This is a genomic window from Streptococcus oralis (assembly GCF_023109195.1).
Classification (GTDB): Bacteria; Bacillota; Bacilli; order Lactobacillales; family Streptococcaceae; genus Streptococcus; species Streptococcus oralis_BV.
On record NZ_JALDUB010000001.1, the window covers coordinates 1,040,963 to 1,041,297 of the forward strand.

The following is a 335-nucleotide window of genomic DNA, read 5'->3' on the forward strand; positions in this document are numbered from 1 at the left end:
TTTGGAAGTTTCTTGGTCTCTACGAAGCGGTAACCTGGAATATCCTTCTTAGGTTGTTCACCGTCTTCGCTTGGATATCCTGGAATTTCATTCCCTTCCTTATCCTTGTGACTGGTCTTAACCTTCTCATAAACGTGCTCTGTGTCGCCGTTTGGAAGTTTCTTGGTCTCTACGAAGCGGTAACCTGGAATATCCTTCTTAGGTTGTTCACCGTCTTCGCTTGGATAACCTGGAATTTCATTCCCTTCCTTATCCTTGTGACTAGTCTTAACCTTCTCATAAACGTGTTCTGTGTCGCCGTTTGGAAGTTTCTTAGTCTCTACGAAGCGGTAACC

Annotated in this window: 1 protein-coding gene; it reads right to left on the minus strand. The window is 44.5% G+C overall.

Translation table 11 applies throughout. The features are described from left to right. The coding region (locus M1F65_RS05080; RefSeq protein ID WP_247925586.1) for a MucBP domain-containing protein at positions 1–335 on the minus strand (335 nt) is incomplete at both ends.